The organism is Vibrio sp. QJM3NY_15 (genome assembly GCF_057785995.1).
In genome coordinates this window covers 134398-147774 of the sequence record NZ_CM173518.1, presented here as the reverse complement: position 1 = coordinate 147774, position 13377 = coordinate 134398, and the positions used below count along the sequence as shown (strand labels likewise).

The 13377-nt window shown below is 44.8% G+C and carries 11 protein-coding genes; 7 read left to right on the top strand and 4 right to left on the bottom strand.

What is annotated here, in order from left to right; genetic code table 11:
• Nucleotides 1-210 precede the first annotated feature (210 nt).
• The 3 genes from phnX to phnW form a co-directional block, all read right to left on the bottom strand.
• Nucleotides 211-1029, bottom strand: a complete 819-nt coding sequence (gene phnX, locus AC3CKG_RS17130; RefSeq protein ID WP_102282022.1) for a phosphonoacetaldehyde hydrolase — start codon at nt 1027-1029, stop codon at nt 211-213.
• A gap of 84 nt (nt 1030-1113) precedes the next feature.
• Nucleotides 1114-2553, bottom strand: coding sequence for an aspartate aminotransferase family protein (locus tag AC3CKG_RS17125; RefSeq protein ID WP_488529626.1), 1440 nt, complete (start codon nt 2551-2553; stop codon nt 1114-1116).
• Entirely contained in the window at nt 2553-3656 is a 1104-nt protein-coding gene (phnW, locus tag AC3CKG_RS17120; RefSeq protein WP_488529625.1) for a 2-aminoethylphosphonate--pyruvate transaminase, read from the bottom strand. Before phnW ends, AC3CKG_RS17125 begins: the two co-directional genes overlap by 1 nt.
• A gap of 349 nt (nt 3657-4005) precedes the next feature.
• On the opposite strand from phnW, the gene AC3CKG_RS17115 reads away from it, so the two are divergent.
• The 7 genes from AC3CKG_RS17115 to AC3CKG_RS17085 all read left to right on the top strand — a co-directional run bounded on the left by AC3CKG_RS17115 (nt 4006) and on the right by AC3CKG_RS17085 (nt 12430).
• Nucleotides 4006-5016, top strand: a complete 1011-nt coding sequence (locus tag AC3CKG_RS17115; RefSeq protein WP_017094998.1) for a putative 2-aminoethylphosphonate ABC transporter substrate-binding protein — start codon at nt 4006-4008, stop codon at nt 5014-5016.
• Nucleotides 5017-5217: 201 nt separating this feature from the next.
• Nucleotides 5218-6636, top strand: coding sequence for an FAD-dependent oxidoreductase (locus tag AC3CKG_RS17110; RefSeq protein WP_488529624.1), 1419 nt, complete (start codon nt 5218-5220; stop codon nt 6634-6636).
• A gap of 167 nt (nt 6637-6803) precedes the next feature.
• Complete coding sequence (locus AC3CKG_RS17105) at nt 6804-7454, top strand: haloacid dehalogenase-like hydrolase (RefSeq protein WP_102578647.1); 651 nt, start codon at nt 6804-6806, stop codon at nt 7452-7454.
• A gap of 322 nt (nt 7455-7776) precedes the next feature.
• Complete coding sequence (locus AC3CKG_RS17100; protein ID WP_488529623.1) at nt 7777-8886, top strand: putative 2-aminoethylphosphonate ABC transporter ATP-binding protein; 1110 nt, start codon at nt 7777-7779, stop codon at nt 8884-8886.
• Nucleotides 8887-8906: 20 nt separating this feature from the next.
• The gene (locus tag AC3CKG_RS17095; protein WP_488529622.1) at nt 8907-10616 is read left to right on the top strand and encodes a putative 2-aminoethylphosphonate ABC transporter permease subunit; all 1710 of its coding nucleotides are present in this window, start codon (nt 8907-8909) and stop codon (nt 10614-10616) included.
• Nucleotides 10617-10684: 68 nt separating this feature from the next.
• The gene (gene phnR / locus AC3CKG_RS17090) at nt 10685-11389 is read left to right on the top strand and encodes a phosphonate utilization transcriptional regulator PhnR (protein WP_016789432.1); all 705 of its coding nucleotides are present in this window, start codon (nt 10685-10687) and stop codon (nt 11387-11389) included.
• 138 nt (nt 11390-11527) lie between these two features.
• Entirely contained in the window at nt 11528-12430 is a 903-nt protein-coding gene (locus AC3CKG_RS17085; protein ID WP_488529621.1) for an EamA family transporter, read from the top strand.
• 133 nt (nt 12431-12563) lie between these two features.
• Here AC3CKG_RS17085 and AC3CKG_RS17080 read toward each other — a convergent pair whose 3' ends face one another.
• The gene (locus AC3CKG_RS17080; protein WP_488529620.1) at nt 12564-13346 is read right to left on the bottom strand and encodes a siderophore-interacting protein; all 783 of its coding nucleotides are present in this window, start codon (nt 13344-13346) and stop codon (nt 12564-12566) included.
• Nucleotides 13347-13377 lie beyond the last annotated feature (31 nt).

The following is a 13377-nucleotide window of genomic DNA, read 5'->3' as shown; positions in this document are numbered from 1 at the left end:
TATATTGTTAGTTTAGTTGCGTATTGCAGTCAATGAAATTGTTAAAAATTATATATTTAAGGTGCTATTTACAGAGGTTTTTGTCAATTAATTGTTGTCTCAAATATTGGAAACGAAGAAACCTCGTATCATTTTTAGGCGATACGAGGTTTCATTTTCATTTGTACGGATTATTGGACTATAGACCTTGATTTGCGGATGTGACAGGAGTTATGGACGTTCACCTTCAAGTAAACGCTTTTCGATATCTGCAATCACTCTAGGTAAGTCGGCAATAGTATCGATCAGGTAATGCGGGTTTGATTTGTTTAGCTTCACGCTTGCTTTTTCTCGCGCAGCTGCAAGTGTCGCTTCGTCAGCATCTAGATATTCTTGATACGTTAAGCCTGCTTCGTTGCCTGATAGTACAAGGCCTACTGTCCACATGCCTGCGTTGTGGCCTTCATCTATACCCGGTGCAGCGTCATCCACTTTCACACACGCGGCGACGTTCGTCACACCTAGGTCAATGACGTTTTTAAGCGCCATGAATGGAGCGGGGCGACCGCCTTGCGGTAAGTCATCCGTTGCTACTACGTTGTCAGGAAGATAACCATAATCTGCTGCAGCTGGGATCAGTACATCCATTACTTCACGTGGGTAACCAGAACAAGAGCCTATTTTTACGTTCTTTTCTTTTAGGTTATTTACCACTTCAATAGCGTTTAAAATTGGTGCTGCGTGGTCTGCTACTTTTGCTTTCTGAAGAGGCATGAATGCCGCGTAGATCGCATCAACGTCTTCACTGGTCATCGAGCGTCCGAATTGAGCATTCCAACGAGCGTCAACAGCTGGAATTCGACCAACCGCTTGGATGTGGTCCCATTTGCCGATACCCATAGGTTCACGCGCTTCTGCTAGGTCGATATCAAAGTTAAAACCTTGTCTGAATGCTTCTACAAAAATACTGGTTGGAGCAAACGATCCAAAATCAACGATAGTGCCAGCCCAGTCAAAGATAACCGCTTGGATAGGTGATGTTGTGTTCATAATAATGTCCTATTTTTGTGTCACTCCCAGTTCAAAAGTACTGGGGGACGAATGATTGTTTTAGGTTATTGGTTAGGTGATGGTTTAAAGGTACTCAAAGTCTTTGCAGACTTTTGCTATCGCTTTTTCTAATACAGACAGAGCGACTTCTAGTTCGCTGCGGCTGATGATCAATGGTGGGCTCAACTGAATCACGTTACCTTGTGACACCTTAAAGCTCAGGCCATTGTTCAGACATTGGTAAAGTACTGCTTCCGCTTCATCGAACGCTCGGGTTTTGGTGATATGGTCAGTGACCAATTCCACCCCCCAGAGCAGGCCGATGCCGCGAACGTCCCCAATGACTGGGTATTTCTCTTTCATTTGAAGCAGTTGTTCATGTACGAATACGCTGTCTGCTTGCACTTTTTCAAGTAGATTTTCTTGCTCAATCACTTCCATGGTAGCGAGTGCTGCCGCGCAACCGATAGGGCTTTTTTCATGGGTGTAATGACCCAATGATACTTGCGCTGCCGTGTTGTATTTGTCTTTGGTGACCATGGCGGCAATTGGAACCAAGCCGCCGCCAAAGCCTTTACCGATACATAAGATGTCAGGTTCGATATCAAACGCTTGGTGAGTAAACCATTCGCCGCTACGACCCATGCCATTTGGGATGTCATCAATGATCAACATGACGTTGTGTTTGTCACAGATCTCACGGATACGTTTCCAATAAGCCTTACTTGGCACTTGAACATCGGTGTTACGAACAGCTTCTGCAATGAAGGCTCCAATACCACCTTCTTTTTCAATCACATACTCAAGGTAATCTGCATAATGCACATCACATGCAGTCTCATTGTTATCGCCTGAGCTTTGCCCGCGAAGCGATAAAGAGTCATTAAGCGGGAAAGCACCACGATAAGAGACCGCTGGTGGGATACGTTCTACGCCTGCCATTAACGGCCCCATGCCTTCACGAAAACAGGCTTCACCACCCACTGAAATTGCATCCAGTGACGCGCCATGGAATGAGTCCCACAATGACACTACTTTAAAGTTGTTGGTGACATGTCGAGCAAGTTTGAGTGCCATGCCGATCACCGATGTACCACCCGGAGCAAACAACACGCGATTCAAATCACCACCGCAGATCTGTGTGAGTTTCTCAGCACACTGAACGGCCGTCTCATTGGTAAAGCGACGTGGTGAAAACGGCAATGACGCCATTTGTTGAGTCACCTTATTGATGATGTGTGGGTGGCCGTAACCAAGCTGATGAACATTATTCCCATGAAAGTCCATGTACTTCTTGCCAGTCGCATCTTGAATGTAGATGCCCTCAGCTGCTTCAAGCGTGTCTAGGCAAGGTGTAGACATGGCTTGATGAAGAAACACGTCAGAGTCACGCTTTAACATCGCTTGAGTCGCATCATCGTTTAGCGATTCGTTCCATTTCTCACGCGCTGGCGTGGTGTTCACATCGCCTTCGCTTCGAAAGTGTGTGGCCTTTAGAATTGGCTCTTGATTGGTCGTCGTCATTATTTGATGTCCCAGTACATAGCGTTTTCTACTGCGCCAATGAGAGCCTCAATGTCTGACGGGTAAACTTCACCGATGTTACCGATTCGGAAGCAGTCTGCGTTTGAAACCTTGCCCGGGTAAATCACAAACCCTTGTTCTTTCAAACGGTCATAGAATTCCTTGAATTGGTAATCGCTATGAGTTGGAGAATAGAAAGAGGTGATGATAGGAGAGTGAAGGTCATCATTTAGCAGAGGTTCAAAACCAAGAGAGCGCATACCGGCAACCAATGTAGTTTGGTTGGTTTGGTAACGATTATGACGAGCTTCGATGCCGCCTTCCTGTTCCAGTTCAAGCAGGGCTTGGTAGAAAGCACGTACCGTGTGAGTCGGAGACGTGAAGCGCCATTTACCGTGGTTGCTTTCCATGCAGTGCCATTGGTCAAACAGGTCAAGGCTCAATGAGCGAGCTTGGCCTTTGCACTTATCCAGTTCCGATTGCTTGGCGATAACAAAGCCGAACCCCGGTACGCCTTGAATACATTTATTTGCCGAGCTGATCATGTAGTCGATGCCTAAGTCAGCAATATCCATCGGGATGCCGCCAAAGCTAGACATAGCATCAAGAATGACGGTTTTGTTGTGCTGTTTTGCCAATTTGGCAATATCTTCAATTGGATTCAGCATGCCAGTGGTGGTCTCACAGTGCACAATCGCAACGTGAGTAATGTCTGAATCCATGGCCAATGCCGTTTCCATTTCGTTCAAGTCAGGCTGTGATGTTTCACCTGGGGAAACGACATGGCATGGAATGTTTAAATATTCTGCGATTTGAGCAATACGAGCACCATACGCACCGTTATCAACCACAAGAAGCTTACCGCTGTTAGAGATAACGCTACCGATTGTTGCTTCAACTGAAGCGGTGCCGCTGCCTTGCATTAATACACTTGTATATCCCGCCTGCTTAGTCGCCAAAGTCACAAGCTTGCTACGAATCACTTCAACAACGTCTTTGTTGTATTCATCATCCCAAGTACACCAATCTTTTAGCATCGCTTGGCGAACGGTTTCAGAAGTAGATAGAGGACCCGGTGTCAGCAGTAAGTATTCGTTTCTCATGTTCAATTCTCGTGATTTGTATTTTGGACTATACCAATATTTGCGGTTACTTTAACAACCAATTTAAACGGTCGTAAATAGCCCAAACGTTATTTTCACAAAAGCTTCATATTCGAATTTGTCACGTGTGTTTAGAAATTTTCCGATCTTGAAATTGCCATTTTTTGTTCATTTAATCGTCATAAAAGCCAGTTAGCTTAATACTCGAAATCTGGTACATACCAATGTAAAGATGTGTGCTAACAACCTAAATGAATTGATGGATATAGAAGCCTCTAGATGGAGCTTCTAGCATTAACAACTTTAACCTTGGAATTCCTAACCTTGGCATCGGGCCTGACTGGAGAAAATGATGAAAAACCGTTTTATGAAAGGATCACTTGCAGCATTAGTTACTCTACTAGCTGGTAATGCTTATGCAGCACAGGAAGTGACGGTTTACACCGCTTTTGAAACTGACATTTTAGCGAAATACAAAAACGCGTTTGAAAGTGAAAACCCAGATATCAACATCAAATGGGTTCGTGATTCAACTGGGATCATGACGGCAAAATTATTGGCCGAGAAAAACAACCCTCGCGCAGAAGTAGTATGGGGTCTTGCGGGCTCTTCTATGGCTTTGCTTAAAGAAGAGGGCATTCTCAAGCCTTACACACCTCAAGGTGTAGAAGCACTGCGTTCAAACCTCAACGATCCGCAATCTACTCAAGCTTGGTATGGCAATGACGCATTCTTTAATGCGGTTTGTTTCAACGAAGTAGTTGCTAAGCAATTGAACCTACCTGCACCTAAATCTTGGGATGACCTAACGAAGCCTATCTACAAAGGCCACATTGCAATGCCAAACCCAGCGTCTTCTGGTACGGGCTACATGCAGGTTTCGGCTTGGTTACAAAACATGGGTGAAGACCAAGGTTGGAACTACATGCAGAAGCTAGATCAAAACATTGCTCATTACACGCACTCCGGTTCGAAGCCATGTGTTCAAGCGGGTATGGGTGAAGTGGCTATCGGTATTTCTATGGCGAGCCGCGGCGCGAAGCTGAAGACTCAAGGCGCGCCACTTTCTGTGATTACACCGGAAGGTATCGGTTGGGAATCTGAAGCGGTAGGTCTTGTTAAGCCTTCAGATGCAGCACAACGTGTTATCGATTGGTCTATCTCTAAAGCAGCGAATGAACTTTACATCGAAATGTACCCAGTTGTTGGTCACCAAGATGTAACAGGTAAAGCAGAGAACTTCCCGAACGTAGAGAAGAACATGGCAAAAATGGACTTCGCTCGTATGGGCAGTGAACGTGCAGATGTTCTGAAAACATGGTCTGAGAAGTTTGACGCTAAATCAGAGCCAAAATCTTAATCTGCTGAGCTAGTTAGTTTATTGGCTACTTAGTTAATTATCTACTGAGCTTATTAGATTACAGAGTTTATTCGACACATGGTTTATTAGACACGTAGTCCAATAGATATGCAGCTCATTAGAAGTTAGGAATCAGTAAAGGAAGGCTTCGGTCTTCCTTTTTTAGTTTTACACCTTTAGGTTTTAAGTAAGGTACAACAAATGACAAAGCACTACTCATATTGGTTCAAGCAAGCATTGGAACAGGAATTTGGCAGCATCAATGCTGGGCTAGAATCCGCTAAACCGCTTCAAAAAGACGTTAACTGTGATATCGCCATTGTCGGCGGTGGTTACACTGGTTTATGGACGGCGATTTTAATCAAACAACAACAGCCCGGAAAACATGTTGTAGTGATTGAAAAAGGCTTGTGTGGTAGCGGTGCTTCTGGTGCGAACGGTGGCTGTATGCTGACTTGGTCAACCAAGTATCCAACCTTGAAAAAGCTCTATGGAAAAGAGCAAGCCAAATGGCTGGTTAAGGAATCTGAAAAGGTCATTTACGAGATCGAAGCTTTCTGTAACGAGCATAAAATCGATGCGCATCTTTATAGAAGTGGCACTTACTACACGGCAACCAACGAATCTCAAAAGGGCGGAATGGAGCCTGTCGTTAATGAGTTGGTCAAGCAGGGTATCAACAGCTGGAAGAAGTGCGATCAGTCATTGCCTGATAAAGCAGGGTCGGATCGTCATATTGAAGGTTATTACTCGGAAGCTGCTGGTAGCGTTCAGCCAGCGTTATTGGCGAGAGGCTTGCGCCGCATTGCGATCGAATTGGGTGTCGAAATTTACGAAAATACAGAAATGACTTCTCTTGATTACGGCTCACCAGCTCGCGTCCAAACTAAGGATGGGACGATAACTTCCGATAAAGTGATCTTAGCGCTCAATGCATGGATGCTCGATCACTTTAAAGAGTTCAAACGCAGCATTGTGGTTGTCTCGTCTGACATGGTAGTGACCAAGCCTATTCCAGAAAAACTCAGGCAGTTTGGTCCCGAAAAAGGAGCGGCGGTAGTGGACTCACGCATCTTTGTTCATTACTACCGTGACACTGAAGATGGACGACTCATGTTGGGCAAAGGCGGCAATAAATTCTCGTTTGCAAATCAGGTTGAAAGCATGTTCAACCAAACGACTAACTACCTACCGATCCTCAATCAATCTTTCCAGAAATTGTTCCCTAAACTGGAACAGAATGAATTCGATTACAACTGGTCGGGCGGTTCAGACCGATCCGTCACAGGATTGCCATTTTTCGGTAATCTAAAAGGCCAAAACAACATCTATTATGGCCTCGGTTACTCAGGTAATGGTGTGGCTCAAACTCGCATGGGAGGCAAAATTTTGTCTTCAATGGTGTTAGGAGATGATAACGAATGGACACGTAGTGGCTTAACTAGCGGTCCACGAGGCTATTTCCCACCAGAGCCATTCCGTTGGGTTGGGGCAATGATGGTTAGAGATGCTGTTCGACGAAAAGAGAACGCGGAAGACTCTGGCAACACGCCATTGTGGCTGGATAAGCAATTGGCAAAGCTCGCGGGTGCGGCAGGTAAAGCCGACAAGGTGGAGTAAATACGTAGTTTAGATTGCTCATTGCCAGTTAAGTCTAAGTCGTTTGGCAGTAACAGTCGTTTTGGAAGTAGCCGTAATTTTTTGAAGTAACAGTCGGTTTGAAACAAGGTTAGTTTTTAAGTAAGAGCTGAGTTCGAAGTTAAATTTGATTTGAAGTGAGAATTGATATGACGACCCCTCTGTATGTATTTGATCTAGATGAAACACTCATGGATGGTGACAGCGCCATGATTTGGAACGAATTTTTGGTTGAGAAAGGTTTGGTTAATGATCCTAGTTTTTTGAACGAAGAACGCCGGTTAATGACGTTGTATGTTCAAGGGATTCTTAATGAAGAGGCTTATCTTACATTTGCTACTCGTCCACTTAACAATAAAACACACCGAGAGGTTTGTGCTTTATTAGAGGAGTGTATCGATCGCAAAGTTCTGAGCAAAATCTTCCCTCAAGTTATACAGGGGAATTGGTCGGAAAAAATACAAGATCAGCCGATGGTTATCCTATCTGCCGTTGTCTCATTCGTTCCTGCATGTGTAGCGAAAAGACTCCATATTCCGAATGCAGTTGGCATCGAGTTAACGGAAGAGTCTGGTCAATATGCCGCTAAGATCTTAGGTCTTCCTAACCATCCATATGGAAAATTTGTGGGCTTAAAAGAGTGGATTAGGGAATACCATAGTGCGTGTGGTCAACAACAAGGTTGTGATTCAATCAACGATTTACCACACTATGAACTGGCCGAACGCCCTCGTTTAGTTAATCCTCATCAACGTTTAAGTACTCGTGTCGAATCTACGCCTTGGTGCGCAGTGAACTGAGCTTAGTGTTTACTAGAAAATATTGCTATTAGAAACTATTTCTATTAGGAATAATCGCGACTAGAAACAGTCATACAAACATACGCATCAATTGATATTTGGCGGTGACAAGTCCATTAGCTTTCATCGTCACATACGTTTTGGATGACGAACTCATTACTGTAAATTATTGAAAATGCTAATTTGTTTAATTTGCATCGTCTTCCGCTAAAATGAATTTTATTTCTGCAATATAACTGTCATTTAGCTTCTATAAATTTGTCACTCAACTGCAATATTCAAAGTTTAAATTTGGTATATACCATTTAAAGAGTGCTGTAGTATGAGCAACCAAACTTATTTGAATATTGAAAACGTTGTAAAGCAATTTGGCCAATTTACAGCGTTAAAAGACATATCCCTATCGATCGAAAAAGGTGAGTTCGTCTGTTTCCTTGGCCCGTCTGGCTGCGGTAAAACGACACTACTACGTGCGATTGCAGGGCTGGATTTACCGACCTCAGGCTCAATTGAGCAGAATGGAGCGGATACGACGTTCCTACCTCCTGAGAAGCGCGATTTTGGTATCGTATTCCAATCTTATGCTCTATTTCCCAACCTGACTGTGGAAGAGAACATCGCAATTGGTTTGAAGAACCAAGGGATGTCGACCAAAGAAGCTCTGGAAGCGGTAGAATCTTGGTTAGAAACCATTGGTTTACCAACATCTGGCCAGAAATACCCGAATCAACTGTCTGGTGGACAACAGCAACGCGTGGCTCTCGCTCGTGCATTGGCCTTGTCTCCAGGTTTGTTACTCCTCGATGAACCGCTCTCTGCATTGGATGCGAAGGTAAGGACACACCTGCGCGATGAGATCTGCCAATTGCAGCGTAAGCTGGGCATTACCACCATCATGGTGACCCATGATCAAGATGAAGCCTTAACAATGGCCGATCGCATTGTGGTCATGAATCATGGTGTTATCGAGCAAGTGGGAGCTCCGCAAGAAATCTATCAAAATCCAGTCAGCCGCTTTGTCGCTGAATTCGTTGGTAGCATGAACTTTATTCAAGCTTCTGTTGCTGCGAAAGGCAAAATGCGCATTGCAGAGTCGATGCTAGCGTTGCCAGTTTTAGATAATTTGACACCAAAGCATGGCGATCGTTTTGATATCGCGGTGCGTCCAGAGCAAATTCAGTTTGTTGATCGCTTTAACGAGTCTTTACCCGTCAGAATCATATCTAGCGAGTTCCTCGGGGCGTTCTATCGAGTTGAGTGCGAGCTGCAGCATGACTCAACGGCTAAAGAGATCATCGTTGATGTGCCAGTCAAAGAGTTTAATCGATTGAAACTGCGTCGCAGTGATATTCGTTACGTAGCGTTTGATGAAGAAGGTCTTAGAGCTTACCCATCTGAAAGCCTGCAAGTGATGAAAGACGAGGCGGCGTAACAATCATGGAATCGACTCAAATGATGCAATCTAAGCTGCTAATTCAACGACGATTAACGCCTTTTCTTGCTCGGTTAAGTAAAGACAACGTAATCCTATTCGGGCTTCTGGCTTTTTTGTCAGTGGTCATGACGCTATTCATTCTGATGCCACTGTGGGCAATGTTGAAAAAAAGTGTTCAGAACGCGGACGGTGAATTTGTAGGATTACAGAATTTCGCAACGTATTTTGCTTCGCAGAGCCTCTGGCAGTCGGTAGGTAACACGTTTACGCTTGGGCTGTTAGTAACGATTGTCGTGGGTGTATTAGCGTTTGGTTATGCCTATGCGTTGACTCGTTCATGTATGCCTTTCAAGGGGCTTTTTCAGGTGTTGGGTTCAGCGCCGATTCTAGCTCCGTCGTTGCTTCCTGCGATCAGTTTGATCTTCTTATTTGGCAACCAAGGTCTCGCCAAAGAAGTGTTAGGGGGAAGTTCGGTATACGGCTTGATTGGTATTTCACTTGGCTTGATATTCTGGACCTTTCCACATGCCCTGATGATTCTAACCACTTCATTAAGAACCTCTGATGCTCGTCTTTATGAGGCGGCCCGTGCTCTAAATACTTCATCGCTTAAAACCTTCTTCATGGTGACGCTACCTGCAGCCAAGTATGGTTTGATCAGCACTCTGATCGTTGTATTTACGCTGGTGGTTTGTGACTTTGGTGTGCCAAAGGTGATTGGTGGCAGTTATAACGTTCTATCGACTGACATCTTTAAACAAGTGGTAGGGCAACAGAATTTCTCTATGGGTGCAGTGACCAGTATTTTGTTGCTGTTGCCTGCATTGCTTGCGTTTACAGTGGATCGCTGGGTTCAGAAGAAACAGAAGAGCTTGTTTGATACTCGATCCGTCGCGTACCAACCTGAACCAAACACTCTACGCGATGGTGTGTGTTTACTCTATTGCACCATCATCTCTGCTGCTGTTGTTATCGTGCTAGGCATGGCGATATACGGTTCTATGGTCACGTTCTGGCCTTGGAACAAAGCACTCACCTTGAATAACTACAACTTCGCAGAAATGAGTACTTATGGTTGGACTCCGTTTTTCAACTCTCTAACGCTCGGAGCTTGGACTGCTATTATCGGTACGGTACTGATTTTCCTTGGTGCATATTGCATTGAGAAAGGCAGAGCATTTGGTCCTGTTCGTCAAGCAATGCAAATGCTCAGTGTTGTGCCGATGGCCGTTCCGGGTATGGTGTTGGGTTTGGGGTACATCTTCTACTTTAATGATTTGAGTAATCCACTCAACTTCTTGTATGGCACGATGGCGTTCTTGGTGATCAACACCGTGGTTCACTATTACACGGTAGGGCACATGACGGCATTAACCGCATTGAAACAGTTGCCTGAGGAGATAGAAGCGACGGCGGCTTCGGTTAACCTACCGCAATACAAGCTGTTCTTTAAGGTGACGGTGCCAGTTTGTTTGCCTGCGATTTTAGATATTGCGACATACCTGTTTATTAATGCACTTACCACGACATCTGCGGTAGTATTCTTGTATTCTACCGATACGATACCTGCGTCAGTTTCAGTACTGAATATGGACGATGCGGGACAAACCGGTGCAGCAGCAGCCATGGCCGTCATGATCATGATATCGGCGGCAAGTGCGAAGTTGATTCATATGTTAATCAACAAGTTATTTGAGAAGCGCACCCAAGCTTGGCGCAAGCGCTAGCGAACCATTTTATATTGCAGTTGGCCAAGGAGTGGCTGACGACAAGAACAAGAATAAAAGGAAATGAAGTGCAATACGTAAAAATCAAAGACGTCATCGTAGAGCAGATAGAGTCGGGGATGTTAACGCCACGACAGAAGCTGCCTGCGGAGCGCAAACTGGCTGAATCGTTTGATACAACACGAGTAACGTTGCGTGAAGCGCTGTCTTCACTTGAAGCTGAAGGGCGTATTTATCGAGAAGACCGCCGTGGTTGGTTTATATCGCCAGCTCCACTGCGCTACGACCCAACGCAAACGCTGAACTTCACTAATATGGCTTTGTCGCAGAATCGTAAGCCGAAAACAGAATTAGTGGCAGCGAAAGGCATGCTAGCAACCAAGGAGGCCACTAAGCTTCTTGAGCTGCAACCTTTTTCGGATGTTTATCGAGTAGACAGAGTTCGTTACCTTGAAGACAGGCCTGTTGTGTATGTGACCAACTATATTCGACCTGAGCTGTTCCCTAACTTACTCGACTACGACTTGTCCAAATCGTTGACGGACATCTACCGAGAGCACTTTGGTGTGGTGTATCAGAAGATACGTTATCGTGTGAGCACAACATCATTGCTGGGCGAAACAGCGCAAGCACTGCGTGCGACTTCGGGTTCTCCTGCAATGGTTGTCGAGCGTGTTAACTACAATCAGAACGGTGATTTGATTGACTGCGATATTGAGTATTGGCGTCATGATGCGATCAGCATTGAGTCAATCGCGCAGTTAGAGCGCTAGTCATACATTTAGAATGCTGGCATATCTGCAATTATGTAGGTTCGCCCAATTGAAACGATCAAAGGTCTCTTATTCGGAGGCCTTTTTTATCACCTGTTGTCAGCCGTTGTGCTAATTCATCAATAATTTAGGAATGAAATGGAATTCTCTGCCATTGTAATCGTGATTATTTCGGCTTTGCTTCATGCGGGTTGGAATGTTCTAGGTAAATCTAATCAAGGATCGGGTTCGTCTTTCTTCTTAGCCTCTGGCTTTGCCGCCGCAGCGATATTGACGCCTTACTTGCTCTGGTATGTTCACAGTGTAGGACTATCAAATATCTCACTTCCATTCTGGCAACTGGTTTTCTTGAGTGGGATCTGTCAAATCATCTATTTGATTGGGTTAGGCGCGGCCTATAAACAAGCTGATATCGGTGTGATTTACCCAATGGCACGGGCACTGCCTGTGTTGATGGTGGGTTTAGGCACGGTGTTGATAGGCTATGAATTGTCGCCGAATCAATGGATTGGGTTCACTTTAATAACCTTAGGCTGCTTGTTTGTACCACTTAAGCAGTTTTCAGATCTTAGGTTAAAAGCGTATCTCAACCTCGGCGTGTTGTGGGCGTTAATTGCCGCTATTGGTACCACGGGCTATTCCATCATTGATAAAGAGGCGCTTCTATTATTAGAGCCTCTAAGCACCCCCACCGTTACTAACAAACACACTGCGATTTTCTACCTAGGCATTCAGTTTTGGGCGATTGTGATTCCGCTGAGTGTTTGGTTATTCGTAACCAACCAAAGAATCGAATTTCATAATGCTTGGTTATTGCGTAAAAGAGCAACACTTGCTGGCATCATGATGGCTTCGACCTATGGTTTGGTGTTGTTTGCGATGACCATGACTGAGAACGTCAGCTTGGTTGTGGCACTTAGGCAAGTAAGTATCATCTTCGGCGTAGTGATGGGGATCTACTTTTTAAAGGAAAAGTGGTACGTTACACGTGGTGTAGGCGTCATGTTTATCATTGCTGGCTTAGTTATCTCACTGACTTAAAAGATCGCCTGAGCGATTGGGAGTTGTGCAGAGGCATATTTATTAAGCTAGATGAAAAAACGCCCTTAACGAGATGAACTTCGCTAAGGGCGTTTTCTATTTATCTAGCAAAAAGATGTATTCAATAACAGACTTAACCCGCTAAAGCTTGAGCATCTTGTTGCTTCAATACTTTGTGGCCATCTTCAGTGACGCCACGCTTCCAATAACTGCTGATGTAGATGTTCTCTTTCGCGACTTCTTTTTCGTTTCGGAAGTATTGTCTCAGCTCGCGCATGCTTTCAAATTCACACGCTGTCCAAATTGAAACCTGACCGTCTAACCATTCTGAATTGCGAACCGTTTGTGAAAGGGATTCTGAGGTTTCATCTTCAATTAACCAAGTGACCTTGATCCCTTGAGGTACTTCAAGTGTTTGCTTGTCTGCTGCTGAATTGATCTGAATGACAGCGTGACCTGTTGCGTGCTCTGGAAGTGATTTTACTTTTGCAGAAAGCGCAGGGAGCGAGGTCATGTCTGCGACTAAGAAGAACCAATCAGACTCCAGATTTAGCCCTTGAATCAAACCAGGTCCCGCCACTGAAATTGTGTCACCCACTTCTGCGTTCATTGCCCATCTTGCAGCGAAACCACATTGCAAATCTGTGGTGATGTGGCGAACGAAATCAACCTCAATCCAGTTTTCTGCAGGGTTGTACTGACGAATGGTGTAAGTGCGCATGGTTGGGCGCTCACCGTCATTCAGTTGGCTTAAGTCGGTTGTGCCCAATGGCGAGAATAAAAGTTTGATGTAGCCGCCGACACATTCAGTTGGGTATTTACTTAACCCTTCACCACTCAGCGTTATACGTTGCATATGTGGTGTGATAGTTGAGGTTTGAGTAACAGTTAATGTGATAGGGCTAGGCTTGCTCATATAAGGCTCTCTTAGATTTTGATTTCCACAT

Bases quoted from the DNA above. Each gene is read 5' to 3' on its own strand.
- AC3CKG_RS17095 (WP_488529622.1), top strand. From the start codon at position 8,907: ATGATGCAATCTAAGCTGCTAATTCAACGACGATTAACGCCTTTTCTT.
- AC3CKG_RS17110 (WP_488529624.1), top strand. From the start codon at position 5,218: ATGACAAAGCACTACTCATATTGGTTCAAGCAAGCATTGGAACAGGAA.
- AC3CKG_RS17115 (WP_017094998.1), top strand. From the start codon at position 4,006: ATGATGAAAAACCGTTTTATGAAAGGATCACTTGCAGCATTAGTTACT.
- AC3CKG_RS17105 (WP_102578647.1), top strand. From the start codon at position 6,804: ATGACGACCCCTCTGTATGTATTTGATCTAGATGAAACACTCATGGAT.
- AC3CKG_RS17085 (WP_488529621.1), top strand. From the start codon at position 11,528: ATGGAATTCTCTGCCATTGTAATCGTGATTATTTCGGCTTTGCTTCAT.
- AC3CKG_RS17080 (WP_488529620.1), bottom strand. From the start codon at position 13,346: ATGAGCAAGCCTAGCCCTATCACATTAACTGTTACTCAAACCTCAACT.
- AC3CKG_RS17100 (WP_488529623.1), top strand. From the start codon at position 7,777: ATGAGCAACCAAACTTATTTGAATATTGAAAACGTTGTAAAGCAATTT.
- phnX (WP_102282022.1), bottom strand. From the start codon at position 1,029: ATGAACACAACATCACCTATCCAAGCGGTTATCTTTGACTGGGCTGGC.
- AC3CKG_RS17125 (WP_488529626.1), bottom strand. From the start codon at position 2,553: ATGACGACGACCAATCAAGAGCCAATTCTAAAGGCCACACACTTTCGA.
- phnW (WP_488529625.1), bottom strand. From the start codon at position 3,656: ATGAGAAACGAATACTTACTGCTGACACCGGGTCCTCTATCTACTTCT.